This window comes from Enterobacter cloacae complex sp. P40C2, from assembly GCF_014930695.1.
Classification (GTDB): domain Bacteria; phylum Pseudomonadota; class Gammaproteobacteria; order Enterobacterales; family Enterobacteriaceae; genus Enterobacter; species Enterobacter pasteurii.
Window position 1 is genome coordinate 157395 of record NZ_JADBRP010000002.1, and the last position, 25263, is coordinate 182657.

The window sequence follows — 25263 nt, forward strand, 5'->3', positions numbered from 1 at the left end:
TAACGGCGTGGCACAGGCGCAAGAAGGCTTTTTACTGACCCGACACTGGCAGGACACCCCTCAGGGTACCGAGGTCGCGTTCTGGCTGGCCACGGATAACGGTCCGCTGCACGTTACCCTGCCGTCCCAGGAGTCCGTGGCGTTTATCCCTGAACACCACGTCGAGAAAGTAAAGCAGCTCCTGCACGGTGAAAACGGCTGGCGCCTTACTCCCCTTGAGCTGAAAGACTTCCACCGCCAGCCGGTTTATGGCCTCTACTGTCGCGCCCATCGCCAGCTGATGCGCTATGAAAAACTGTTCCGCGAAGCGGGCGTGACGCTCTATGAAGCCGACATCCGCCCGCCGGAACGTTTTCTGATGGAGCGGTTTATTACCGCCCCCGTCTGGGTGGACGGCGCTGAGCAGAACGGTGGTCTCGTGAACGCGCGCCTTAAACCTAACCCGCACTATCGCCCGCCGCTGAAGTGGGTCTCGCTGGATATCGAAACCACCCGCCACGGTGAACTGTACTGCATCGGCCTGGAGGGCTGCGGGCAGCGGGTTGTCTATATGCTCGGCCCGCCAAACGGCGACGCGTCTGCGCTGGATTTTCATCTGGAATACGTTACCAGCCGACCACAGCTGCTGGAGAAGCTTAACCAGTGGTTTGCCGAGCACGACCCGGACGTGCTGATCGGCTGGAATGTGGTGCAGTTTGACCTGCGCGTGCTGCAAAAGCATGCCGAGCGGTACCGCATTCCCCTGACGTTAGGTCGCGGGAACACGGAGCTGGAGTGGCGTGAGCACGGTTTCAAAAACGGCGTTTTCTTTGCGCAGGCCAGTGGCCGCCTGATAATTGACGGCATCGAGGCGCTAAAATCCGCCTTCTGGAACTTCTCCTCCTTCTCGCTGGAAGCGGTGGCGCAGGAGCTGCTCGGTGAAGGTAAATCCATCGATAACCCCTGGGACCGGATGGACGAGATCGAGCGGCGCTTTAACGAGGATAAGCCAGCGCTCGCCACCTACAACCTGAAGGACTGCGAGCTGGTAACGCAGATTTTCCACAAAACCGAGATCATGCCGTTCCTGCTGGAGCGCGCGACGGTGAACGGTCTGGCGGTCGACCGGCACGGAGGCTCGGTAGCGGCCTTTAGCCACCTCTATTTTCCACGAATGCACCGTGCGGGCTACGTCGCCCCCAACCTCGGGGACGTCCCCCCGCAGGCCAGCCCCGGCGGTTACGTGATGGACTCACGGCCCGGGCTGTATGACTCGGTTCTGGTGCTGGACTATAAAAGCCTGTACCCGTCCATTATCCGCACGTTCCTGATCGACCCGGTGGGGCTGGTAGAGGGGATGGCGCAGCCAGACGACGCCCACAGCACCGAAGGTTTTCTTGGCGCCCGTTTTTCGCGCGAGAAACACTGCCTGCCAGAGATCGTGGGAAACATCTGGCACGGCCGCGACGAGGCAAAACGCCACGGCAACAAGCCGCTCTCGCAGGCGCTGAAGATCATTATGAACGCCTTTTACGGCGTGCTGGGAACCAGCGCCTGCCGCTTCTTTGATCCTCGCCTGGCGTCATCCATCACCATGCGCGGGCACGACATCATGCGTCAAACCAAAGCGCTGATTGAGTCCCGGGGCTATGACGTCATTTACGGCGATACCGACTCCACCTTTGTCTGGCTGAAAGCCGCCCATTCGGAAGACGACGCCGCGCAAATCGGCCGCGAGCTGGTCGCCTTCGTGAACGGCTGGTGGCGTGAAAATTTGCAAAAAGAGCGGTTAACCAGCGCGTTAGAGCTGGAGTTTGAAACCCATTTCGCCCGTTTTTTAATGCCCACCATTCGCGGCACCGACCAGGGCAGCAAGAAGCGCTACGCCGGGCTCATTCAGGAGGGCGAAACGCAGCGGATGGTCTTTAAGGGGCTGGAGACGGTGCGCACCGACTGGACGCCGCTGGCGCAGCAGTTCCAGCAGTCGCTCTACCTGCGGGTATTCCGCAACGAGCCTTACCAGGATTACGTGCGCGAGACCATCGCCAGCCTGATGGCGGGGGAGCTGGACGATCGGCTGGTCTACCGCAAGCGCCTGCGCCGCCCGCTGGCGGAGTACCAGCGTAACGTGCCGCCCCACGTGCGCGCCGCGCGGCTGGCGGACGAAGAGAACGTTCGTCGGGGCCGCGCACCGCAGTATCAGAACCGGGGGAGCATCAAATACGTCTGGACAATTAACGGTCCGGAACCGGTTGATTACCAGCAGTCTCCCCTCGATTACGATCACTACCTGACGCGCCAGCTTCAGCCGGTTGCGGAGGGAATATTACCGTTCATCGACGATGACTTTGCTACACTAGTGACAGGACAACTGGGGCTATTTTGACGCGTGACGAAACCGTTGCCATCCAGTACCATAGCGCCCTTTCCATTCCCGGACCCATTTTTCGATGACCGTCTTTTTTGACGGGGTCGAACTATTGCCTGCAATTAGAGATTAGAGCCGAACAACTATGCCTTTTACACTTGGTCAACGCTGGATCAGCGATACAGAAAGCGAACTTGGATTAGGAACCGTCGTTGCCGTTGATGCGCGCATGGTTACCCTCCTTTTCCCTGCTACCGGTGAAAACCGCCTGTACGCTCGCAATGACTCCCCTGTTACCCGCGTGATGTTCAATCCGGGTGACACCGTGACCAGCCACGACGGCTGGCAACTGAAGGTTGAAGACGTAAAAGAAGAGAATGGACTGCTCGCCTACATTGGTACTCGTCTTGATACGGATGAAGCCAATGTCGTCCTGCGTGAGGTGCTGCTCGACAGCAAGCTGGTCTTCAGCAAGCCGCAGGATCGCCTGTTTGCCGGGCAAATCGACCGTATGGACCGCTTCTCCCTGCGCTACCGCGCGCGTAAGTTCCAGAGCGAACAGTACCGCATGCCGTGGAGCGGACTGCGCGGTCAGCGTACCAGCCTGATCCCCCACCAGCTGAACATCGCCCATGACGTGGGCCGTCGCCATGCGCCTCGCGTGCTGCTGGCTGACGAAGTGGGCCTGGGTAAAACCATCGAAGCAGGCATGATCCTGCACCAGCAGCTGCTCTCTGGCGCCGCCGAGCGCGTGCTGATTGTGGTTCCAGAAACGCTGCAACATCAGTGGCTGGTTGAAATGCTGCGCCGCTTCAACCTGCGCTTCTCCCTGTTCGACGATGAGCGCTATGCCGAAGCCCAGCACGACGCGGACAACCCGTTTGAAACCGAACAGCTGGTCATCTGCTCGCTGGACTTTGTGCGCCGCAGCAAGCAGCGCCTGGAGCACCTGTGCGACGCCGAATGGGATCTGATGGTGGTCGATGAAGCGCACCACCTCGTCTGGAGCGAGGACGCGCCGAGCCGTGAATACCTGGCGATTGAGCAGCTTGCCGAACGCGTGCCCGGCGTGCTGCTGCTGACCGCCACGCCGGAGCAGCTGGGGCTGGAGAGCCACTTCGCCCGTCTGCGCCTGCTCGACCCGAACCGTTTCCATGATTTCGAGCAGTTCGTTGAGGAGCAGCAAAACTACCGTCCGGTTGCGGACGCCGTCGCGCTGCTGCTGGCGGGCAATCGTCTCTCTAACGAAGAGCTCAATACTCTGAGCGACCTGATCGGCGAGCAGGACATCGAGCCGCTGCTTCAGGCTGCAAACAGCGACAGCGATGACGCAGGCTCCGCGCGTAAAGAGCTGATTGACATGCTGATGGATCGCCACGGCACCAGCCGCGTGCTGTTCAGAAATACCCGCAACGGCGTAAAAGGGTTCCCGAAACGCGAACTCCACACCATCAAGCTGCCGCTGCCGACCCAGTATCAGACGGCGATTAAGGTCTCCGGCATCATGGGTGCGCGTAAAACTCAGGAAGAGCGTGCTCGCGACATGCTTTACCCGGAGCAAATTTATCAGGAATTTGAAGGCGACACCGGCACCTGGTGGAACTTCGATCCGCGCGTGGAGTGGCTGATGGGCTACCTGACCGCGCACCGTTCCCAGAAGGTGCTGGTGATCTGCGCCAAAGCCGCCACCGCGCTGCAGCTGGAACAGGTTCTGCGCGAGCGTGAAGGTATTCGCGCAGCCGTGTTCCACGAAGGCATGTCCATTGTCGAACGCGACCGCGCTGCGGCATGGTTTGGCGAAGAAGACAGCGGCGCACAGGTTCTGCTGTGTTCCGAAATCGGCTCAGAAGGCCGTAACTTCCAGTTCGCCAGCAATCTGGTGATGTTCGATCTGCCGTTTAACCCGGATCTGCTGGAGCAGCGTATCGGGCGTCTGGATCGTATCGGCCAGGCGCACGATATTCAGATCCACGTTCCGTATCTGGAAAAAACCGCCCAGTCCGTTCTGGTTCGCTGGTACCACGAAGGTCTGGATGCGTTTGAGCATACCTGCCCGACGGGCCGCACCATTTACGATCGGGTGCATACGGATCTGATCGCTTATCTCGCCGCTCCGGAAAACACCGACGGTTTTGATGAGCTGATCAAATCCTGCCGCGAGAAGCACGACGCGCTGAAAGCACAGCTGGAACAAGGCCGCGACCGTCTGCTGGAGATCCACTCCAACGGCGGCGAAAAAGCGCAGCAGCTTGCTGAAAGCATTGAAGAGCAGGATGACGATACCAGCCTGATTAGCTTCTCCATGAACCTGTTCGACATCGTCGGCATTAACCAGGACGATCGCGGCGAGAACCTGATTGTGTTGACCCCGTCCGATCATATGCTGGTTCCGGATTTCCCGGGCCTGCCGGAAGACGGCTGCACCATCACCTTTGAGCGTGATGTGGCGCTGTCCCGCGAAGACGCACAGTTCATCACCTGGGAGCATCCGCTGATCCGCAACGGTCTGGATCTGATCCTCTCCGGCGATACCGGCAGCAGCACCATCTCCCTGCTGAAGAACAAAGCGCTGCCGGTGGGGACCCTGCTGGTGGAGCTGATCTACGTTGTGGAAGCCCAGGCGCCGAAACAGCTTCAGCTTAACCGCTTCCTGCCGCCAACGCCGGTGCGTCTGCTGCTGGATAAAAACGGTACGAATCTGGCCGGTCAGGTGGAGTTTGAAAGCTTTAACCGTCAGCTGAGTGCGGTAAACCGCCACACCGGCAGCAAGCTGGTGAATGCGGTGCAGCAGGACGTGCATGCTATTCTGCAACTGGGCGAAGCCCAGGCGGAGAAAGCGGCCAGAGCGCTGATTGACGCGGCACGCGGCGAAGCCGATGAGAAGCTCTCCGCCGAGCTGTCGCGTCTGGAAGCGCTGAAGGCGGTGAACCCGAACATTCGTGACGATGAACTGGCCGCGATTGAGAGCAACCGCCAGCAGGTGCTGGAAAGCCTGAATCAGGCGGGATGGCGTCTCGACGCCCTGCGTCTTATCGTTGTGACGCATCAGTAAGCGGAGCGCAAGATGGTAATGGAGCCCTACAATCCCCCGACGGATCCCTGGCTGGTCATTCTGTATCAGGATGAGCACATTATGGTGGTCAACAAGCCGAGCGGCCTGTTGTCCGTGCCCGGGCGCCTGGATGAGCATAAAGACAGCGTGATGACGCGTATCCAGCGTGATTATCCGCAGGCCGAGTCCGTCCATCGCCTGGATATGGCGACCAGCGGCGTGATTGTAGTGGCTCTGAATAAGCCGGCGGAACGCGAGCTGAAACGCCAGTTCCGCGAGCGTGAACCGAAAAAGCAGTACGTCGCCCGCGTGTGGGGCCATCCGGCGCAGGCGGAAGGGCTGGTGGATTTACCGCTGATTTGCGACTGGCCGAACCGGCCAAAGCAGAAGGTGTGTTATGAAACCGGCAAGGCCGCACAAACCGAGTATAAAGTGCTGGAGTACGTGCCGGATAACACCGCGCGCGTTCTCCTGAAGCCGATTACCGGGCGCTCCCACCAGCTGCGCGTGCATATGCTGGCGATGGGACACCCTATTCTGGGCGACAGATTCTATGCGCCGCCGGAAGCGCTGGCCCTCGCGCCGCGCCTGCAGCTGCATGCGCAGACGCTCACCATCACCCACCCCGCGTTTGGCAACGCGATGACGTTTAGAGCCCCGGTAGACTTCTGAAAAAATGGCCCGACGCTGTCGGGCCATTTTTTTATTTAAAACCTTTCTGCTCTTTAATCAGCTCGTAGGCTTTCTGGATTTCCTGCGCTTTCTGTTTCGCCATCTCCATCATCTCTGGCGGTAAGCCTTTCGCCACCAGCTTGTCCGGATGGTGCTCGCTCATCAGTTTACGATAGGCGCGTTTGATGGTCGTGACATCGTCAGACGGCTTCACGCCGAGCACGTTACAGGCATCTTCCAGCGTGGGACCACGCTGCGCCTGCTGCCAGCCGCCGCCGGAGGAGTGCTGCTGATATCCACCGCCAAAGTGCGCGCCGCCCTGCATCATGCGCAGGAACTGGTCGAACTGCATGCGGGATATGCCCAGCTCTTCGGCAATGACGTACAGGACGTCCCGTTCATTCGGATGCAGAGAGCCGTCCGCGAAGGCCGCCTGGATTTGAATTTCCAGAAACATCCGAATTAAATCAAAACGCCCGAAACAGATGCTACGGAACTGGCGCATTTTTTCACGCAGCGGATAGTTATCCGATTTCCCAATCCTGAACGCATTCTGTGCGGCCACGCGTGATTCGCCGTGCAGGTTCATGCGATCCATAAAGACGCTGGCAACCTGAATATCGGCCTCCGTTACGCGTCCTTTCGATTTGGTTAAGTGCCCCATCACCTCAAAGGTGGTGGAGAAAAAGAGTGACTGGCGCTCGCGCTGGTTGGCGAACCAGGCCATTTTGCGGCTGCGTGCTTTATCAAACATATGGCCGATAATGAGGCCAAGAACGACGCCCCAGAATCCGGCACCCATAATAATTGCGAACGCAACGCCGATTATTTTACCCCAATACTGCATATACTCCCCGAATGGTCATGTTCCTGGCCGACGCAACGCCATCATTACAGTGGTCGCGCCACGGTCAATTGAGGGACATCGCCTATAATTTGCATTATCATACTCGTCATTCGATAGCGAGCCTAACACTCTGGCGCGCAAACGGGCAGGATTAACGCTGGTACTGCGCTGATGAGTAAGATAGTCTCTGAGCGTTTGTAAGCCGTAGCCACTGATGACGGAACAATAAAATACAACGTATGAAAAAACGTATCCCCACCCTTCTGGCCACTATGATTGGCACCGCCCTGTATAGCCAACAGGGGCTCGCAGCCGATCTCGCCTCGCAGTGTATGCTTGGCGTTCCAAGTTACAATCGCCCACTGGTGAAAGGCGATACGAATGACTTACCCGTCACCATTAATGCCGACAGCGCGAAAGGTAATTATCCTGACAATGCGACCTTTACGGGCAATGTCGATATTAACCAGGGAAACAGCCGACTGCAGGCTGACGAAGTGCAACTGCACCAGAAGCAACCCGAAGGTGCTCAGGCGCCCGTTCGTACGGTGGATGCGCTGGGTAATGTGCACTATGACGACAATCAGGTCATCCTGAAAGGTCCGAAAGCCTGGTCAAATCTGAATACAAAAGATACCAACGTCTGGGAAGGTGATTACCAGATGGTAGGTCGTCAGGGGCGCGGTACCGCAGACCTGATGAAGCAGCGTGGTGAAAACCGCTACACCATTCTTGAGAACGGCTCGTTCACCTCCTGTTTGCCCGGGTCAAATACCTGGAGCGTGGTGGGGAGCGAAGTGATCCACGACCGTGAGGAACAGGTCGCTGAGATCTGGAACGCCCGTTTTAAACTCGGCCCGGTACCCATTTTCTATAGCCCTTACCTGCAGCTTCCCGTGGGTGACAAACGTCGTTCAGGCTTCCTGATCCCGAACGCGAAGTACAGCACGTCGAACTACTTTGAGTTCTACCTGCCGTACTACTGGAACATCGCGCCCAACATGGACGCCACGATCACGCCGCACTATATCCACAAGCGCGGCAATATCATGTGGGAGAACGAGTTCCGCTATCTGACCAAAGCGGGCGCGGGTCTGATGGAGTTCGATTATCTGCCGTCAGATAAAGTGTTCCAGGACGAGCACCCAACCGAAGGCGATAAACACCGCTGGATGTATTACTGGCGGCACGCCGGGGTGCTGAATCAGGTGTGGCGCTTCAACATTGACTACACCAAAGTCAGCGATCCGTATTACTTCAACGACTTTGACTCTAAATACGGCTCCAGTACCGATGGTTACGCCACGCAGAAATTCAGCGTGGGCTACGCCATTGAGAATTTTGACGCGACGGTGTCGACCAAGCAGTTCCAGGTGTTTGATACGCAATCGCGTAGTACCTATGGTGCAGAGCCGCAGCTGGACGTGAACTGGTACCAGAACGACGTCGGGCCTTTCGACACGCGCGTTTACGCTCAGGCGGTTCACTTCGTCAACACCAACTCGGATATGCCGGAATCAACGCGTCTGCATATTGAGCCGACGATCAACCTGCCATGGTCAAACGACTGGGCGAGCCTGAATACCGAAGCCAAGCTGATGGCAACCCATTACCAGCAGAAAAATCTGGACTGGTATAACAATCGTTATGGCACCGATCTTGAAGAATCGGTAAACCGTACGCTTCCGCAATTCAAGATGGACGGTAAGCTGATCTTCGAACGTGATATGGGCCTTCTCGCGGACGGATACACCCAGACGCTTGAGCCGCGCATGCAGTACCTGTACGTGCCTTATCGCGATCAGAGCAAAATTCAAAACTACGACTCGTCCTTCCTCCAGTCTGACTACAGCGGCCTGTTCCGCGACCGTACCTACGGCGGGCTTGACCGTATTGCATCTGCTAACCAGTTGACGACCGGCGTCACAACCCGCGTTTATGATGATGCTGCCGTTGAACGTTTTAACGTTTCTGTTGGTCAAATCTACTATTTCACCGAGTCTCGTACCGGTGATGACGACATTAACTGGGAGAAAAACGACAAAACGGGCTCACTGGTTTGGGCGGGCGACACCTACTGGCGCATGACGGATCGCTGGGGTCTGCGTGGTGGGGTTCAGTACGATACGCGACTGGACAATATCGCAACGGGCAGCGCTGCCGTTGAGTATCGCCGTGATGAAGACCGTATGTTGCAGTTGACGTATCGTTACGCCAGCCCGGAATATATCCAGGCGACACTGCCAAACTATGCGAATACAGAGCAGTACAAAGACGGGATTTCACAGGTAGGTACCGCCGCAAGCTGGCCGATTGCCGATCGTTGGTCAATCGTCGGAGCCTACTACTATGACACGAATGCCCAAAAACCTGCTGACCAGATGTTAGGTCTGCAATATAACTCCTGCTGTTACGCAGTACGTGTCGGTTACGAACGCAAACTTAACGGCTGGGATACACAAAACAGTCAGGGCAAATACGATAACGTGATTGGCTTTAACATCGAGCTGCGCGGCCTGAGTTCTAACTACGGTCTGGGCACGCAGCAGATGCTGCGCTCGAACATTCTGCCATATCGCAGTTCCTTGTAATGTGCTTGATTTACAACGTAATCCGCTTTGCGGTTAATTGAAATGGAAAAAGTATGAAGAACTGGAAAACGCTGCTACTCGGTGTCGCTATGGTTGCGAATACCAGCTTCGCGGCCCCACAGGTTGTCGATAAAGTCGCGGCCGTGGTTAACAACGGCGTCGTGCTTGAAAGTGACGTTGACGGTTTGATGAAATCTGTAAAGCTCAACTCGGGTGAAGCAGGTCAGCAACTTCCGGATGACGCTACGCTGCGCCACCAGATCCTGGAACGTCTGATCATGGATCAGATTGTCCTTCAGATGGGCCAGAAAATGGGCGTGAAGATCTCTGACGAGCAGCTCGATCAGGCGATCGCAAATATTGCTAAGCAGAACAACATTACCCTGGATCAGATGCGTAGCCGCCTGGCCTATGACGGCATCAGCTACGCCACCTACCGTAATCAGATCCGCAAAGAGATGCTGATTTCCGAAGTACGTAACAACGAAGTTCGCCGCCGCGTCACCATCCTGCCTCAGGAAGTGGATGCGCTGGCAAAACAGGTGGGTAATCAGAACGATGCCAGCACCGAGCTGAACCTGAGCCACATTCTGATCCCGCTGCCGGAAAACCCAACCTCCGATCAAGCTGCTGAGGCGGAAAGCCAGGCGCGCGCTATCGTGGAGCAGGCGCGCAACGGTGATGACTTCGGTAAGCTGGCAATCACGTATTCTGCTGACCAGCAGGCGCTGAAAGGTGGCCAGATGGGCTGGGGCCGCATTCAGGAGCTGCCATCCCTGTTTGCTCAGGCGCTGAGCACGGCGAAGAAAGGCGACATCGTCGGTCCAATCCGTTCCGGTGTTGGCTTCCACATCCTGAAGGTGAACGACCTGCGCGGCCAGAGCCAGAGCATTTCCGTCACCGAAGTTCACGCGCGTCATATCCTGCTTAAGCCATCGCCGATCATGACTGACGATCAGGCCCGTGCGAAGCTGGAGCAGATTGCAGCTGACATCAGGAGCGGTAAAACCAGCTTTGACAAGGCGGCAAAAGAGTTCTCCCAGGATCCTGGCTCAGCTAACCAGGGCGGCGATCTCGGTTGGGCGGCTGCCGATATTTACGATCCGGCTTTCCGCGACGCGTTGATGAAGCTGAATAAAGGCCAAATGAGCGCCCCTGTGCACTCCTCCTTCGGCTGGCATCTGATTGAACTGATGGATACCCGCAACGTGGATAAAACCGATGCGGCGCAGAAAGACCGCGCTTATCGCATGCTGTTTAACCGTAAGTTCTCTGAAGAAGCGGCAACCTGGATGCAGGAACAGCGCGCCAGCGCTTATGTGAAAGTGCTGAGCAACTGATGAAACCGCATCGTGTGGCGATCACCCCCGGCGAACCCGCCGGGATTGGGCCTGACCTTGTCGTCCAGCTTGCCCAGCGCAGCTGGCCGGTAGAGCTGGTTGTCTGCGCCGATGCAGCACTGTTACAGGACCGGGCAACATTGCTCGGTCTGCCCTTAACGCTTATCCCCTACGTCGAAGGCCAACAGCCTGCACCGCAGCAGGCGGGTACCCTCACCCTGCTTTCGGTTCCGCTTCGCGCCCCGGCTGTTCCCGGTGAGTTAAACCCTGAAAACGGCCACTACGTTGTCGAGACGCTGGCGCGCGCCTGCGACGGCTGTCTGAACGGTGAATTTGCCGCTCTGATCACCGGACCGGTGCACAAAGGGGTTATCAACGACGCGGGCATTCCGTTTACCGGGCATACCGAATTTTTCGAAGAGCGCTCGCACAGCCCGAAAGTGGTGATGATGCTGGCAACCGAAGAAATGCGCGTAGCCCTGGTGACGACTCACCTGCCCATCAAAGCGATTCCGGATGCCATTACGCCTGAACTTCTGCGCGAAATTATTGGGATTTTGCATCACGACTTGCAAAGCAAATTCGGCATCCCGCAGCCCCATGTCCTCGTCTGCGGCCTGAATCCGCACGCGGGCGAAGGCGGACATATGGGAACCGAAGAGATCGACACCATCATTCCGGTGCTCGAGGAAATGCGGGCGAAGGGAATGAACCTCAGCGGGCCACTGCCTGCCGACACCCTTTTCCAGCCCAAATACCTGGATAATGCCGACGCCGTGCTCGCGATGTACCACGATCAGGGCCTGCCCGTGCTAAAATACCAGGGCTTTGGCCGCGGTGTGAATATCACCCTCGGTTTACCCTTTATTCGAACGTCCGTTGACCACGGTACTGCGCTGGATCTGGCAGGCCGGGGAAAAGCGGATGTCGGCAGTTTTATTACGGCGCTTAATCTCGCCATCAAAATGATTGTTAATACTCAATGACTAATCGAGTCCATCAGGGCCACTTAGCCCGTAAACGCTTCGGGCAAAACTTTTTAAACGATCAGTTTGTGATCGACAGTATCGTCTCTGCCATTAATCCGCAGAAAGGCCAGGCCATGGTCGAAATCGGCCCGGGTCTTGCCGCGCTGACCGAGCCGGTAGGCGAACGTCTGGATGAACTGACCGTTATCGAACTCGACCGCGATCTGGCCGCGCGTCTGCAAACGCACCCTTTCCTGGGGCCAAAGCTGACGATCTATCAGCAAGATGCGATGACCATGAACTTTGGCGAACTGTCAGAAAAAATGGGCCAGCCGCTGCGCGTGTTCGGTAACCTGCCGTACAATATCTCCACCCCGCTGATGTTCCATCTGTTTAGCTATACTGATGCCATTGCCGACATGCACTTCATGTTGCAAAAAGAGGTCGTTAACCGTCTGGTTGCAGGCCCGAACAGTAAAGCGTATGGTCGTTTAAGCGTGATGGCGCAGTATTACTGCAACGTGATCCCAGTATTAGAAGTACCGCCTTCCGCGTTTACGCCACCACCAAAAGTGGATTCTGCGGTTGTGCGCCTGGTGCCGCATAAAACGATGCCGTACCCGGTGAAAGATCTGCGCGTGCTGAGCCGCATCACCACGGAAGCCTTTAACCAGCGCCGGAAAACGATTCGTAACAGCCTTGGCAATCTGTTTACCGTTGAAGTGTTAGCTGAGTTGGGCATCGACCCGGCAATGCGAGCGGAGAACATTTCCGTAGAGCAGTACTGCAAGCTGGCTAATTACATCAGCGACAATGCGCCGCCGAAGGAGAGCTAAGCCATGATTGATTCGCCCCGCGTCTGTGTTCAGGTTCAAAGCGTCTACATTGAGTCCCAATCCACACCGGATGAAGAACGTTTTGTCTTTGCTTATACCGTAACCATTCGCAACCTGGGGCGGATGCCTGTACAGCTGCTCGGGCGCTACTGGCTTATCACCAACGGCAATGGCCGTGAAATTGAAGTCCAGGGTGAAGGTGTGGTCGGTGAACAACCTCATATCGCCCCTGGCGAAGAGTATCAGTACACCAGCGGCGCGGTGATTGAGACGCCGCTGGGTACCATGCAGGGCCATTACGAAATGGTCGATGCCGACGGTAATGCCTTCCGCATTGCCATTCCTGTGTTCCGTCTCGCCGTACCTACACTTATTCATTAATCTAATGGCTACATATCTGATTGGCGACGTTCACGGTTGCTACGATGAACTGATCGCATTATTAAAGCAGGTCGACTTTACCCCGGGGCAGGACACGCTCTGGTTAACGGGCGATTTAGTGGCACGCGGTCCCGGCTCCCTCGACGTCCTTCGCTATGTTAAATCTCTGGGCGACAGCGTGCGGCTGGTGCTGGGTAACCACGATCTTCATCTGCTGGCCGTTTACGCCGGGATCAGCCGCAATAAGCCGAAAGATCGCGTTACCCCTCTGCTGGAGGCGCCGGATGCGGACGAATTGCTTAACTGGCTGCGCCGCCAGCCGCTGCTCCAGATTGATGAAGAGAAAAAGCTGGTGATGGCCCATGCCGGCATCACGCCTCAGTGGGATCTTGAGACGGCAAAAATCTGCGCGCGCGACGCTGAAGCGGTGCTGGCGAGCGACTCCTACCCGTTCTTCCTCGATGCCATGTACGGCGATATGCCGAACAACTGGAGCGAGGATCTCAGCGGTCTGGCGCGGCTGCGTTTTATCACCAACGCGTTTACGCGGATGCGCTACTGTTTCCCGAACGGACAGCTGGATATGTATTGCAAAGACACGCCGGAAAATGCGCCTGCGCCGCTTAAGCCGTGGTTTGCCATCCCGGGCCCCGTGGCTGATGAATACAGTATTGTGTTCGGGCACTGGGCATCGCTGGAGGGGAAAGGTACGCCGGAAAATATTTATGCGCTGGACACCGGATGCTGCTGGGGCGGAGATCTAACCTGCTTACGCTGGGAAGATAAACGTTATTTTGTGCAGCCGTCCAACCGACAGCTGGATCTGGGAGAAGGCGAGGCCGTGGCCTCCTGAATAACCCGCTTCCCCTCTCCCCTGGCTGGGGTGAGGGGGAACTATCGCTTAACGGCGCTCCAGAATTTCGAAGCAGTAGCTGTGTGAGTTCTGCGCATCCGCGTCGTGAAATTCGCTGAACACGGATTCCCACTCGTCCGGATCGTAATCCGGGAAATGGGTATCCCCTTCCACTTCGGCATCAATATGGGTCAGATACAGCTTCTGCGCTTTCGGCAGGAACTGCTCATACACGCGTCCGCCGCCGATCACCATGATCTCTTCGGCATCGCCGCAGGCGGCAATCGCTTCATCAACGGACTTAACCCACTGAACGCGATCGTCAGTGCCCGCCTGGCTACTGATAACGATATTCTTACGGCCCGGCAATGGACGACCAATCGACTCCCAGGTCAGGCGGCCCATCACTACCGGCTTGTTTAACGTAGTACGTTTAAACCATGCGAGATCGGCAGGCAGGTTCCACGGCATGGCGTTTTCCATACCGATAACGCGGTCTACCGCCAGCGCTGCAATCAGACTGATCATTGAAAATTTCCCGGATGCAAAAAATTGCCGCCACTATACGGAAAGCTTAATCTTTCGTCGACTGGCGGCAGGGTAAAGAATCAGAAATTTTTTAATATTGCTGGCAACTCCTCTTCACGCAGACGGTTTACTCTCCGGTTCATCGGCAGGATCGCCGGTATGCTTGCCCTCTTCCGTCCCTTGCCAGCCGTGACGCTGTACCAGCGACAGGTGATTACGATCCTCGTTAATAATCTCCGTCAGCATGGTGCTGGTGCGCTTAAATACCGCCGCACGCTCGGATGCCGTACTGCTGGCCATCGCCACCATCTCTTCCACCATGTCAGTATTAAAACGACGGAACAGATCGGCACGCTCACGCGCTTCATACGCGCCAAGCCCCAGGCTTTCCAGCGCCATGCGGCCGGACTTGAGCGCACCTTCGAAGGTTTCACGCTCTGGCGCGGCCACCCCTGCCTGGCGCAGCTGGATGTAATGATCCACATCGCGCGCGCGCGAGATGATCGTCAGATGAGGGAAGTGCTCTTTGACAAGCTCTACCAGCTGCATGCTGGTCTGCGGATCGTCGATGGCGTTAATCAGCACTTCAGCCTTTGCCGCCCCCGCCGACTCGAGCAGGTCGACGCGGGTCGCATCGCCGTAAAAGACCTTCATGTCGAATTTACGCAGCGTATCAACATGGTCGGGATCGTGATCGAGGATAACCATTTTCACACCGCTGGAGAGCAGTAAACGACCGGTAATCTGTCCGAAGCGGCCGAATCCGGCAATAATGACCCGCGGCTGCTCTTCATCGATCTCATCGGCTTCGCGCTCCTGTTCGCTGCCGGTTTTTTCCAGACGCGTCAGCAGGACCAGCAGGACCGGCGTTGCGGCCATCGACAGCGCAACCGCCAGCGTCAGCGCTTTTGCCCATTCCGGATCGAGTACGTTGGCCATCTGCGCGGCACCAAAGACCACGAACGCAAATTCACTCCCCTGCCCCAGCAGCACGGCAAACCAGCGGCGCTGCGGCTTTGGCACGTTCAACGGGCGGGCAATTAGCCACAGCATGCCCATTTTTATGACCAGGAAGCCCACCAGCAGAATGACGATCCGCAGGGGATGCGTCACCAGCGTACCGAAGTCGATCGACATCCCGACGCCGATGAAAAACAGCCCCAGCAGCAGCCCTTTAAACGGCTCGATATCGCTTTCCAGCGCATGCCGGTATTCGGAGCTAGCCAGCAACACCCCGGCGAGGAAGGCCCCCATCGCCATCGACAGCCCGGCCTCTTCCAGCAGCAGGCCAAAGCCAAACACCAGGAATAGCGCCACGGCGCTGAACACCTCGCGCAGGCCGGAGCGCGCCACAAAGCGCAGCAGCGGCCGCGTTACGTAACGCCCCAGCAGAATAACCAGCGCCAGCGCGCCGACCACCTTCAGCGCCGAAAGGGCAAAGGCCCCCATCGTCGTCGAGGCGCCGCTGGCTGCCAGCAGCGGGATCATCGCCACCAGCGGGATTGCGGCAATATCCTGGAACAGCAGCACGGAGAAGGCGCTACGGCCCATTTGCGTCACCGTCAGGTTACGCTCGTTCATTGCCTGCATGGCAATCGCCGTTGAGGAGAGCGCCAGCGTCATGCCGATAAGCTCCGCGACTTTCCACTCCATGCCCAGCAGAATGCAGAACCCGCCGAGCAGCAGACCGCAGGCCAACATTTGCAGAGCACCGCCTCCAAATACCGAGGCGCGCAGTTTCCACAGGCGCTGCGGATCGAGCTCCAGGCCAATCACGAACAGCATCAGCACAACGCCAATTTCAGCGAAATGGAGAATCGCTTCTGCATCCGTGACCAGACGAAAACCCCACGGCCCGATGACGCAGCCAGCAATCAGATAGCCGAGAACCGAGCCCAGCCCCAGGCGTACCGCCACGGGCACAATCAGCGCCGCCGCGCCGAGGTAAATCAGCGCCTGTATTAGCGTATGGCTATCCATGATGCGTCTCCTGCCACTCAAGTAAGCGTTGTTTATAATGTCGAGCCTGCGCCTGGAGCGTTTCATCGTCGCAGACAAACGTGCAGTGCATGGCAAAAGGCGGGAGCCAGTTCAGGCCACAGTAGAGGGCCGTCGCCTGTAGCGGCTGTGCCAGCACGTCAAACCCCGGAAACGCGCCGATAGAAAAATGGCTTTCACCACCGCCGGTGGTGACCGCCCACATCAGGCTTTTCCCTTTTAGCGCATTGCCGTTATGACCATACGCCCAGCCGTGAGAAAAGACTTTATCGATCCACAGCTTCAGGAGCGGGGGCACGCTGTACCACTGCATGGGATGCTGCCAGATAATCAGATCGGCTCGGGAGAGCGCCTCCTGTTCGGCGGCGACATCGATATTAAAGTCGGGATAAAGTTGATAGAGGGAACGTATCTCTACGTTATCAAGCGTCCTTACCTGCTCAAGCATCCGTTTATTCGCATGCGAATGGTGCGGATAAGGATGCGCGTAAATTATCAGAATCATGAATGGGCCTGTCTTCTTCTATTCTTGTAGCAGTGAGTGTAGACAGTTACCTTCCCGACTGAAAGGGGTTAACGAGCGCCTTAAAGCAAAACGCAATTTTTGGCAATCGACGCCGCCATGCCATTTTGCTGGCGCGAAAGTAAGAAACGATGGATTAAATAAATTCACCCCATAAAATAGAATCAATAACTCATATAATTAACCGATATTTTTAGATTGTCTTAACTCATTATTTAACAAATCAACCTGTACATAAACCCTTGAAAAATTAATAATTTTATGCTCTGTTTTTTGAGCTCACTCTTTAACGCGGTCAATATACATTTTCACCCACGTTACCTGATGTTCCTTCTCACTCAAATGGATGTGTACATGAGCAACAAATTCTTCACATTAAATAATACAACCCAAAGTCTTGGAAAGATATTTCCTGCCTTGTTGATATGCACCCCAGCAGTTGCGTTTTCTGCAACTATTGAACAATCAACGTCTGTTCCGCAAACCTTTTCAGACGATGCTGAATACGTTATCAATAAAGACGTCACAATTACCTCCGCCGGTAGTGAAGCGGCCGTGACCGTATCAGGTTTTACCGTCACCAAAGCCACTAACCAGGGGAATATTTCCGGTACCGGAAATGGCATGGATGTTAATACTGGCGCACAACGCGTCGTTATTAATAATGACAGCGGTGCGACCATTTCCTCCACGACAAAGAATGCAGTAAATATTCAGTCATTGCTCGGTGATTTTAATAATAGCGGGAGCATAATTGGCGCCGAAAATGGCATTTTTGTCAGCGAAAGCTCCTCCGCGTTAAACATTACCAATACAAGCAGTGGAGTGATTAAGGGTAAAACAGGCCTGAATTCTCAGATTGGTATTGGCATAAATAACAGCGGAACAATTATCGGAACAAACGGTGACGCCAGTACGTTTAGCGACGGCAATACCAAAATTTTAAACAGCGGCACCGTGCAGGGAACCCAGTACGGCATTCATGTAAAAAACACTGCAAAAGTCGACATCACGAATAGCGGAACCATTAGCGGTGATTCAGCCGCCATTATGTTTGCCAGCGATAAAAATAACACCCTTGTTCTTAATACTGGCTCCTCCCTCGTCGGTGACGTTATTTCCACAAATTCAACAGGGAACACCCTGACCCTGATCGGCACCGGTACGGAAGACAGTAACTTCGTTGGGCTGAATGAAGGCGAGGGCTTTGCCAGCGTCAAAATGAACGGTGAGAACTGGACGCTTACGGGCGATCTCGACATTATCGGCACCGATGATTCTCTGCAGGTGAATAGCGGTGATTTAACGCTAGCGGGTACCGTCTCTAATAGCGGTAATACCCTGGTTGCAAACGACAGCACGTTACGATTAGGCGATGGTAAACATACCGCCAGCCTTAGCGGTGGTCTGGAAAACAACGGTACCGTCATTTTCAATCAGGGCAGCGATTTCTCCTTTGCCACCAGCATGACCGGCAGCGGTAACGTAGAGAAAGTGGATTCCAACACCCTGACGCTGACGGGTAACAACAGCTACACAGGAGATACGGTCCTGCACGGCGGCACCACGCTGGTCTCCGCCGGAGCAACGCTCGGCGTCAAAGGCAGCAACGCCACCGTCACCGTGGAAAACGGTGCAACCTTTGCCACCGCAGGCGAAGTTAACAACAACGTCGCCGTTCTTACCGGCGGTACGCTGGCAGCGTGGAATGCGATTGCGGGTAACTCAACGCTAAGGGATGCCGGAGTTGATACGGTGAACGGCAACGTGACGAACGGCGGCACGCTGCTGCTCAGTGCGGACGATCGTAGCGTAGGCAATGATTTCACGATTAACGGCGACTACACCGGTTCTGACGGCAGCCAGATTGTGATGAACAGCACTCTTGGTGAAGATAACGCCCCAACCGACCACCTCACCATTACCGGCAGCAGCTTCGGTCAGTCCGGCGTACGCATTACCAATATTGGTGGTGCAGGCGCGCAAACCGTTAACGGTATGGAAATTGTAAGCGTAGGCGGCAGCTCCGAAGCCCAGCTGACCCTGGCTGCACCGGTTGTTGCCGGCGCTTATGAATACAACCTTTATCAGCACGACGACGGCAACTGGTACCTGGAATCAAAGGCGACACCTTCTGATGAGCCTTCTGACGGCGGGGATAACACCGATGGCGGTGATAATACCGATGACGGTGGTAACACTGATGGTGGCGGTAATACCGACGGCGGTGGCAATACCGATGACGGCGGAAATAACGACGGTGGCGGCAATACAGACGGCGGCGATAACAGCGACAAGGGTGACAATACCGACAACGGCGGCAGCAATGCCCCGGAAGTGATGGCGCCTGAAGTAGGGGCTTACTTAGGCAACTACCTTGCCGCACAGAGCATGTTCCTGCATAAGCGCGACGATCGCGACCAGCTTACCTTCCGCAATGAAGACGATCTGAACACCTGGATGTACGTTAAGGGCCGCTATCACGAGAACGATGCCGGTGGCGATAAGGTCAGCTACGACACCACAACCACCGTTCTGCAAGTCGGCAGCGATTTCCTGAGCAAGCCAATGGACAGCGGTATTCTGCATGCCGGCGGCATGTTCGGTGCAGGCCAGGCGAAGACCCACTCGGATGCGAAACACAACGTGCGTGACGCACAGGGTAAGGTCGATGGCTTCAACGTTGGGCTCTACGCCACCTGGCAGGAAGATCAGAAGTTACGTCTGGGCAGCTACATTGATACCTGGGCCGCCTACAGCTGGTACAACAACAAAGTGACCAGCAACCGCAACGATGAAGACTACAACAGCGAAGGTTTTGCCGCGTCTGTTGAGGTCGGCCACGCGTGGATTATCCCGTCTGAAAACGAACGTACCTGGAAGATCGAGCCGCAGGCGCAGGTGATCTACAGCTATCTCGATCAGGAAAATCACACCGATCGCGACGGCGTACGCGTAACCACGCTGGACAATGACAGCGTCTTTGGTCGTCTGGGTGTGAAATCCAGCTACTTCCAGCAGAAGGACGTTAAGGCGTGGCAGCCATACGTGGCGGTTAACTGGCTGAAAGGTGCGGGTCAGAACGACCTTGCGTTTAACGACGAGACCGTCAGCAACGATACTCCGGAAGATCGCGGTCAGTTAGAGCTGGGCGTCACCGGCAACCTGAACGAAACGACGACCATCTCCCTGCGCGCCAGCGGCGAGTGGGGTGAAAACAGCTACGCCGCTTATGGCGGTCATATCCTGTTAAACCACCGCTGGTAATCTGTCAGCATGAAGCAAAAAAGCAGTGGCATTCGCCACTGCTTTTTTTTAGTTATCCAGCTCACCCATGGATTTAACCTGGTCACGGTTAATCTGCTCAGTTTGGCCCGTTTCGGCGTTTTTGTACGACACAAGACCGGTATCATCATCCACCTGCGGCTTCCCGTCAGTGACAATGGTTTTGCCATCGGTCGTTTTGACGGCCTGATTGGACGAACAGCCCGCTACGGTGAACATTGCAGTGGCAGCCAGAACGGAAGCGATCAGTAGTTTATTTTGCATGGTGTTTTCCCCTGCTCTCAGTTGAATTTCGTTATCGACCTAACCATTTTAGGCTAACTGTCTGAAAGCGGATGAAAAACCAGAAGGTTCCGAAGATGGGAACAGAGCCCGGCAACCGAACGGTGCCGGGCAATTTGTCTTACTTGTTAATCTGGGCGTGCATTTCCTGCACCGAAATGACCTTCTCGGTGGCATCCGCATTCAGCGCCATGGCCGTTGCGAAACCGCCGTTCAGGGTGGTGTCATAGTGCACTTTGTACTGCAGCGCGCTGCGGCGAATCAGCTTGGAGTCTTCAATCGCCTGGCGGCCCGCAGTGGTGTTAATGATGTAGGTGTATTCGCCATTCTTGATGCGGTCCTGAATGTGCGGACGACCTTCATGCACCTTGTTAACCAGACGCGGGTTGATTCCCGCTTCGCCCAGCACAATCGCCGTACCGTGGGTTGCATCCAGCTCGAAGCCCTGTTTCAGCAGCTTGGCGGCCAGGTCAACCACGCGCTCTTTATCGCCTTCGCGAACGGAGAGCAGCGCACGGCCCGATTTTCTCATGGTGGAGCTACTGCCCAGCTGCGCCTTGGCGAACGCTTCTGCGAAGGTGCGGCCTACGCCCATCACTTCCCCGGTAGAGCGCATTTCTGGCCCCAGCAGCGGGTCAACGCCCGGGAATTTGTTGAACGGCAGCACCACTTCTTTCACCGAGTAGTACGGCGGGATGATTTCTTTGGTCACGCCCTGCTGAGCCAGCGTCTGGCCCGCCATCACGCGCGCCGCTACCTTAGCCAGCGGAATGCCGGTTGCTTTGGAGACGAACGGAACGGTACGCGCCGCGCGCGGGTTCACTTCAATCAGGTAGACTTCGTTGTCTTTCACCGCAAACTGGACGTTCATCAGGCCGCGAACCTGCAGCTCAAAGGCCAGCTTCTGCACCTGCTGGCGCATCACGTCCTGAATTTCCTGGCTCAGGGTGTACGCTGGCAGAGAACATGCAGAGTCACCGGAGTGAACGCCCGCCTGCTCGATATGCTCCATAATGCCGCCAATCAGCACCATTTCGCCGTCGCAGATGGCGTCAACGTCCACTTCAACCGCGTCGTCGAGGAAGCGGTCCAGCAGCACCGGCGCATCGTTGGAGACGCTTACCGCCGTCTGGAAGTAGCGGCGCAGGTCGGCTTCGTCATAGACAATTTCCATCGCGCGGCCGCCCAGCACGTAGGAAGGACGTACCACCAGCGGGTAACCAATCTCTTTCGCCTTCTCAACGGCCATTTCAATGGCCGTTACGGTGGCGTTCGCCGGCTGCTTCAGCTTCAGACGGTCAACCGCCTGCTGGAAACGCTCGCGGTCTTCCGCACGGTCAATGGCATCCGGGCTGGTGCCGATAACCGGCACGCCTGCCGCTTCCAGCGCGCGCGCCAGCTTCAGCGGAGTCTGGCCGCCGTACTGCACGATAACGCCTTTCGGCTTCTCGATGCGCACGATTTCCAGCACGTCTTCCAGGGTTACCGGCTCGAAGTAGAGGCGGTCAGACGTGTCGTAATCGGTAGACACGGTTTCCGGGTTACAGTTGACCATAATGGTCTCGTAACCGTCTTCGCGCAGCGCCAGCGAGGCGTGTACGCAGCAGTAGTCGAACTCAATGCCCTGGCCGATACGGTTTGGACCGCCGCCCAGCACCATAATTTTGTCGCGGTCGACGGAAGGGTTCGCCTCGCACTCTTCTTCATAGGTGGAGTACATGTAGGCGGTGTCGGTGGAGAACTCAGCCGCACAGGTATCCACGCGCTTGTAAACCGGGTGCAGGTCATACTGGTCGCGCAGCTTGCGGATTTCCGCTTCACGCACGCCCGCCAGCTTAGCCAGACGCGCGTCGGCGAAGCCTTTACGCTTCAGCACGCGCAGGAAGTCAGCGTCCAGGCCGTTGATGCCCAGCTCCGCGACTTTCTCTTCCAGACGCACCAGCTCTTCAATCTGCACCAGGAACCAGCGGTCGATGTTGGTCAGGTTGAATACGCCGTCGACGGACAGACCCGCGCGGAAGGCATCGGCGATGTACCAGATACGCTCTGCGCCCGCGTCTTTCAGCTCGCGGCGAATTTTGGTCAGCGCTTCCGGGTCGTCCAGGCTGACTTTCGGATCGAAGCCGGTCGCGCCCACTTCGAGGCCGCGCAGCGCTTTCTGCAGGGATTCCTGCTGCGTGCGGCCAATCGCCATTACTTCACCCACGGACTTCATCTGGGTGGTCAGACGGTCGTTCGCGCCTGCGAACTTCTCGAAGTTGAAGCGTGGAATTTTGGTCACAACGTAGTCGATGGACGGTTCGAAGGACGCAGGCGTGCGGCCACCGGTGATGTCGTTCATCAGCTCGTCGAGGGTGTAACCGACCGCCAGTTTCGCCGCCACTTTCGCAATCGGGAAACCGGTCGCTTTGGAGGCCAGCGCGGAGGAGCGGGACACGCGCGGGTTCATTTCGATAACAATCAGACGGCCGGTTTTCGGGTTCACCGAGAACTGCACGTTAGAGCCACCGGTTTCTACGCCGATTTCACGCAGTACCGCCATCGAGGCGTTACGCATGATTTGATACTCTTTGTCGGTCAGCGTTTGCGCTGGCGCAACGGTGATGGAGTCGCCGGTGTGGATCCCCATCGCATCGAAGTTTTCGATGGAGCAGACGATGATGCAGTTGTCGTTTTTATCACGCACCACCTCCATCTCGTACTCTTTCCAGCCAATCAGCGATTCATCAATCAGCAGCTCTTTGGTTGGGGAGAGATCCAGCCCGCGCTCGCAAATCTCTTCGAACTCTTCGCGGTTGTAGGCGATACCGCCGCCGGTGCCGCCCATGGTGAAGGATGGACGGATGATGCACGGATAGCCAACTTCAGCCGCAACGGCCAGCGCTTCTTCCATGTTGTGCGCGATGCCGGAACGCGCGGTGTCGAGGCCGATTTTTTTCATCGCCACGTCGAAGCGGCGGCGGTCTTCTGCTTTATCAATCGCGTCGGCGGTTGCACCAATCATGGTCACGCCGAACTCTTCCAGCACGCCCTGACGCTCCAGCTCCAGCGCACAGTTCAGCGCCGTCTGGCCGCCCATGGTCGGCAGCACCGCGTCCGGACGCTCTTTCTCAATGATTTTACGCACCACTTCCCAGTGAATTGGCTCGATGTAGGTCGCATCGGCCATTTCCGGGTCGGTCATGATGGTCGCCGGGTTAGAGTTGACCAGGATAACGCGGTAACCCTCTTCACGCAGGGCTTTACAAGCCTGCGCGCCGGAGTAGTCAAATTCACAGGCCTGGCCGATGACAATTGGGCCAGCGCCAAGGATCAGGATGCTTTTTATGTCTGTACGTTTTGGCATGGTCTTTTCGGCTCCTGATTATTTAGCAGTCTTACGGTATTGCTCGATAAGTTCGATAAAGTGATCGAACAGCGGCGCGGCGTCGTGCGGGCCCGGGCTGGCTTCCGGGTGGCCCTGGAAGCTGAACGCTGGCTTATCGGTACGATGAATACCCTGCAGGGTGCCATCGAACAGCGATTTGTGCGTTACGCGCAGGGTTGCCGGCATTGACGCTTCGTCTACGGCGAAACCGTGGTTCTGCGCGGTAATCATCACCGTGTTGTTGTCGATATCTTTAACCGGGTGGTTGCCACCGTGGTGGCCGAACTTCATCTTGAGGGTATTCGCACCGCTAGCCAGCGCCAGCAGCTGATGGCCGAGGCAGATGCCGAATACCGGAATATCGGTTTCGAGGAAGGACTTGATGGCGGCGATGGCGTAATCGCACGGTGCCGGATCGCCAGGACCGTTTGAGAGGAAAATGCCGTCCGGGTTCATCTTCAGCACGTCTTCAGCGGACGTTTGCGCCGGCACCACCGTCAGGCGGCAGCCGCGGTCAACCAGCATGCGCAGGATGTTGCGCTTGGCACCGAAATCGTAGGCCACCACGTGGAACGGCAGCTCGCTCTCTTTTTTCGCTTCCGGCAGGTCGCCTTCCAGCGTCCAGCTCCCCTGCGTCCAGCTGTAGGCTTCCGCCGTGGTCACTTCTTTCGCCAGGTCCATGCCGTTCAGGCCAGGGAAGGCTTTCGCTTTTTCCAGCGCCAGCGTCGCATCGAGGTTATCACCCGCGATGATGCAGCCGTTCTGGGCACCCTTCTCGCGCAGCAGACGCGTTAACTTACGGGTATCGATATCGGCAATCGCCACGATGTTATGGCGCTTCAGCCAGGAAGAGAGATCTTCGGTATTGCGGAAGTTGCTGGCAATCAGCGGCAGGTCGCGAATGACCAGACCCTGCGCGTGTACCTGAGAAGATTCGTCGTCAGCAGCATTGGTGCCGACATTGCCGATATGAGGATAAGTAAGAGTAACGATTTGGCGAGAATAGGAAGGATCAGTGAGGATTTCTTGATAACCGGTCATTGAAGTATTGAAAACGACTTCCCCAACCGCCGAACCCGTTGCCCCTATGGCCCGACCGATAAACTGGGTTCCGTCTTCCAGAACCAATAGCGCTGACTTAATCAAAACACCCTCCAGAGAATATTCACTCACTTTATTTGCATATTAATTCATAACCGCGTCATGAATCAATGCAAATGTGTTGCCAGCGGATTTTTGGCAAACGGCGGCATTCTGGGGATTTGCCGGGTAAAAGTCAACTCAAAACGGCTTTTTTGCTTATTCTTTTGCAGCCCTGGCTGCTGAAATACGTTTTAACGGGCAAAAAGATCATGCAAATCATTCTGGAAAACGCTTGCGCGGCAGGTTTAAT

Annotated in this window: 18 protein-coding genes; 10 read left to right on the forward strand and 8 right to left on the reverse strand. The window is 56.5% G+C overall.

The features are described 5' to 3' along the window. Positions 1-7: 7 nt before the first annotated feature. From polB to rluA, 3 genes are all read left to right on the forward strand, one after another. Positions 8-2365: a DNA polymerase II gene (polB, locus tag IM304_RS05995; RefSeq protein WP_193354749.1), complete on the forward strand. Its 2358-nt coding sequence runs from the start codon at positions 8-10 to the stop codon at positions 2363-2365. 127 nt (positions 2366-2492) lie between these two features. Then, on the forward strand, positions 2493-5399 hold the full coding sequence (gene rapA, locus IM304_RS06000) for an RNA polymerase-associated protein RapA (RefSeq protein ID WP_193354750.1): 2907 nt from the start codon (positions 2493-2495) through the stop codon (positions 5397-5399). Positions 5400-5411: 12 nt separating this feature from the next. After that, positions 5412-6071 carry a bifunctional tRNA pseudouridine(32) synthase/23S rRNA pseudouridine(746) synthase RluA gene (gene rluA, locus IM304_RS06005; protein ID WP_193354751.1) on the forward strand — a complete coding sequence of 220 codons (660 nt, stop codon included), beginning with the start codon at positions 5412-5414 and terminating at the stop codon, positions 6069-6071. Between the two features lie 31 nt (positions 6072-6102). On the opposite strand, the gene djlA is transcribed toward rluA, so the two are convergent. Next, positions 6103-6918, reverse strand: coding sequence for a co-chaperone DjlA (djlA, locus tag IM304_RS06010; protein WP_176608728.1), 816 nt, complete (start codon positions 6916-6918; stop codon positions 6103-6105). A gap of 239 nt (positions 6919-7157) precedes the next feature. On the opposite strand from djlA, the gene lptD reads away from it, so the two are divergent. From lptD to apaH, 6 genes are read left to right on the forward strand one after another with little or no spacing between them, the layout of a single operon-like run. Beyond that, entirely contained in the window at positions 7158-9509 is a 2352-nt protein-coding gene (lptD, locus tag IM304_RS06015; RefSeq protein WP_193354752.1) for an LPS assembly protein LptD, read from the forward strand. A 53-nt stretch (positions 9510-9562) separates the two neighbouring features. After that, positions 9563-10849, forward strand: a complete 1287-nt coding sequence (surA, locus tag IM304_RS06020; RefSeq protein ID WP_148420052.1) for a peptidylprolyl isomerase SurA — start codon at positions 9563-9565, stop codon at positions 10847-10849. Next, positions 10849-11835: a 4-hydroxythreonine-4-phosphate dehydrogenase PdxA gene (pdxA, locus tag IM304_RS06025; RefSeq protein ID WP_370627069.1), complete on the forward strand. Its 987-nt coding sequence runs from the start codon at positions 10849-10851 to the stop codon at positions 11833-11835. Before surA ends, pdxA begins: the two co-directional genes overlap by 1 nt. After that, entirely contained in the window at positions 11832-12653 is an 822-nt protein-coding gene (rsmA, locus tag IM304_RS06030; protein ID WP_148420050.1) for a 16S rRNA (adenine(1518)-N(6)/adenine(1519)-N(6))-dimethyltransferase RsmA, read from the forward strand. Before pdxA ends, rsmA begins: the two co-directional genes overlap by 4 nt. A 3-nt stretch (positions 12654-12656) precedes the next feature. Continuing rightward, positions 12657-13034 (forward strand): Co2+/Mg2+ efflux protein ApaG, encoded by a 378-nt coding sequence (apaG, locus tag IM304_RS06035; RefSeq protein ID WP_003856425.1) that lies wholly within the window; start codon positions 12657-12659, stop codon positions 13032-13034. Positions 13035-13038: 4 nt separating this feature from the next. Then, positions 13039-13887: a bis(5'-nucleosyl)-tetraphosphatase (symmetrical) ApaH gene (apaH, locus tag IM304_RS06040; RefSeq protein ID WP_148420049.1), complete on the forward strand. Its 849-nt coding sequence runs from the start codon at positions 13039-13041 to the stop codon at positions 13885-13887. A 48-nt stretch (positions 13888-13935) separates the two neighbouring features. On the opposite strand, the gene folA is transcribed toward apaH, so the two are convergent. The 4 genes from folA to IM304_RS22225 form a co-directional block, all read right to left on the reverse strand. Next, positions 13936-14415: a type 3 dihydrofolate reductase gene (gene folA, locus IM304_RS06045; RefSeq protein WP_148420048.1), complete on the reverse strand. Its 480-nt coding sequence runs from the start codon at positions 14413-14415 to the stop codon at positions 13936-13938. A 114-nt stretch (positions 14416-14529) separates the two neighbouring features. After that, positions 14530-16395 (reverse strand): glutathione-regulated potassium-efflux system protein KefC, encoded by a 1866-nt coding sequence (gene kefC / locus IM304_RS06050; RefSeq protein ID WP_193354753.1) that lies wholly within the window; start codon positions 16393-16395, stop codon positions 14530-14532. Then, complete coding sequence (kefF, locus tag IM304_RS06055) at positions 16388-16918, reverse strand: glutathione-regulated potassium-efflux system oxidoreductase KefF (RefSeq protein WP_148420046.1); 531 nt, start codon at positions 16916-16918, stop codon at positions 16388-16390. The genes kefC and kefF overlap by 8 nt, the downstream gene beginning before the upstream one ends. 356 nt (positions 16919-17274) lie before the next feature. Further along, positions 17275-17619 (reverse strand): hypothetical protein, encoded by a 345-nt coding sequence (locus IM304_RS22225; RefSeq protein ID WP_227009548.1) that lies wholly within the window; start codon positions 17617-17619, stop codon positions 17275-17277. Here IM304_RS22225 and IM304_RS06060 point away from each other — a divergent pair. After that, positions 17561-20203: an autotransporter outer membrane beta-barrel domain-containing protein gene (locus IM304_RS06060; protein WP_227009535.1), complete on the forward strand. Its 2643-nt coding sequence runs from the start codon at positions 17561-17563 to the stop codon at positions 20201-20203. The genes IM304_RS22225 and IM304_RS06060 overlap by 59 nt on opposite strands. A gap of 48 nt (positions 20204-20251) precedes the next feature. Here IM304_RS06060 and IM304_RS06065 read toward each other — a convergent pair whose 3' ends face one another. From IM304_RS06065 to carA, 3 genes are all read right to left on the reverse strand, one after another. Then, on the reverse strand, positions 20252-20485 hold the full coding sequence (locus IM304_RS06065; RefSeq protein ID WP_003856439.1) for a YgdI/YgdR family lipoprotein: 234 nt from the start codon (positions 20483-20485) through the stop codon (positions 20252-20254). Positions 20486-20624: 139 nt separating this feature from the next. Continuing rightward, positions 20625-23849 (reverse strand): carbamoyl-phosphate synthase large subunit, encoded by a 3225-nt coding sequence (carB, locus tag IM304_RS06070; RefSeq protein ID WP_193354755.1) that lies wholly within the window; start codon positions 23847-23849, stop codon positions 20625-20627. Positions 23850-23867: 18 nt separating this feature from the next. Further along, positions 23868-25016: a glutamine-hydrolyzing carbamoyl-phosphate synthase small subunit gene (gene carA / locus IM304_RS06075; RefSeq protein WP_148420044.1), complete on the reverse strand. Its 1149-nt coding sequence runs from the start codon at positions 25014-25016 to the stop codon at positions 23868-23870. Between the last annotated feature and the right edge of the window lie 247 nt (positions 25017-25263).

Excerpts from the sequence above, each read along its gene's own strand:
- rapA (WP_193354750.1), top strand. The coding sequence starts at position 2,493 with ATGCCTTTTACACTTGGTCAACGCTGGATCAGCGATACAGAAAGCGAA.
- rluA (WP_193354751.1), top strand. The coding sequence starts at position 5,412 with ATGGTAATGGAGCCCTACAATCCCCCGACGGATCCCTGGCTGGTCATT.
- djlA (WP_176608728.1), bottom strand. The coding sequence starts at position 6,918 with ATGCAGTATTGGGGTAAAATAATCGGCGTTGCGTTCGCAATTATTATG.
- lptD (WP_193354752.1), top strand. The coding sequence starts at position 7,158 with ATGAAAAAACGTATCCCCACCCTTCTGGCCACTATGATTGGCACCGCC.
- surA (WP_148420052.1), top strand. The coding sequence starts at position 9,563 with ATGAAGAACTGGAAAACGCTGCTACTCGGTGTCGCTATGGTTGCGAAT.
- pdxA (WP_370627069.1), top strand. The coding sequence starts at position 10,849 with ATGAAACCGCATCGTGTGGCGATCACCCCCGGCGAACCCGCCGGGATT.
- rsmA (WP_148420050.1), top strand. The coding sequence starts at position 11,832 with ATGACTAATCGAGTCCATCAGGGCCACTTAGCCCGTAAACGCTTCGGG.
- apaG (WP_003856425.1), top strand. The coding sequence starts at position 12,657 with ATGATTGATTCGCCCCGCGTCTGTGTTCAGGTTCAAAGCGTCTACATT.
- apaH (WP_148420049.1), top strand. The coding sequence starts at position 13,039 with ATGGCTACATATCTGATTGGCGACGTTCACGGTTGCTACGATGAACTG.
- folA (WP_148420048.1), bottom strand. The coding sequence starts at position 14,415 with ATGATCAGTCTGATTGCAGCGCTGGCGGTAGACCGCGTTATCGGTATG.
- kefC (WP_193354753.1), bottom strand. The coding sequence starts at position 16,395 with ATGGATAGCCATACGCTAATACAGGCGCTGATTTACCTCGGCGCGGCG.
- kefF (WP_148420046.1), bottom strand. The coding sequence starts at position 16,918 with ATGATTCTGATAATTTACGCGCATCCTTATCCGCACCATTCGCATGCG.
- IM304_RS06060 (WP_227009535.1), top strand. The coding sequence starts at position 17,561 with ATGGATGTTAATACTGGCGCACAACGCGTCGTTATTAATAATGACAGC.
- IM304_RS22225 (WP_227009548.1), bottom strand. The coding sequence starts at position 17,619 with ATGGTCGCACCGCTGTCATTATTAATAACGACGCGTTGTGCGCCAGTA.
- IM304_RS06065 (WP_003856439.1), bottom strand. The coding sequence starts at position 20,485 with ATGCAAAATAAACTACTGATCGCTTCCGTTCTGGCTGCCACTGCAATG.
- carB (WP_193354755.1), bottom strand. The coding sequence starts at position 23,849 with ATGCCAAAACGTACAGACATAAAAAGCATCCTGATCCTTGGCGCTGGC.